The 515-nt window shown below is 41.7% G+C and carries 2 protein-coding genes; one reads left to right on the top strand and one right to left on the bottom strand.

Annotation, left to right across the window (positions count from 1 at the left end):
• The first annotated feature begins 62 nt into the window (after nt 1-62).
• Entirely contained in the window at nt 63-254 is a 192-nt protein-coding gene (locus AC27IT_RS28295; RefSeq protein WP_033580461.1) for a hypothetical protein, read from the top strand.
• Between the two features lie 54 nt (nt 255-308).
• On the opposite strand, the gene AC27IT_RS28290 is transcribed toward AC27IT_RS28295, so the two are convergent.
• The coding region (locus AC27IT_RS28290; protein WP_487092339.1) for a Na+/H+ antiporter NhaC family protein at nt 309-515 on the bottom strand (207 nt) is incomplete at its 5' end.

Below are 515 nucleotides of genomic sequence, written 5' to 3'. Positions count from 1 at the left end.
TCCCTGCAAATTACTCATACTACTTATTGATTCTCATTTTTGGTTAGTTAGGAGGAAGAAGAATGTCTAAAAACGCTAGAGGTTACGTGCAGGATTCTTGTACGTCATTAAATCAGGCAAAAGCAAGCCTTGAACAAGCTCTTCAAACAGTAGAGAAAGATTCAAATCGCGAACATATTGAACAATCTCTTCAGGCTGTAGAGCAAGCATTAGGAGCTTGTGACAGCACTGCTTCTACTCTTTCTCAAGCATGAAAAAAAGGCAGCCGGTTTTGATCGGCTGCTTTTTTTTCATTAGAGACCCTCTATTTACAAGATAACTGAGGCAACCCACCCAAAAATAATGAGTGGAATGTTATAGTGAAGAAAAGTTGGTACACACGTATCCCAGATATGATCATGTTGACGATCGACTGCTAGTCCAGATGTTGGTCCAAGCGTACTGTCTGAAGCTGGTGAACCAGCGTCTCCAAGCGCTCCTGCTGTACCAACAATACAAATCGTTGCCATTGGACT

This window comes from Brevibacillus sp. YAE8, from assembly GCF_057543335.1.
Note: the sequence above shows the minus strand (reverse complement) of the source record. Positions and strands in the feature narration are given on the sequence as shown.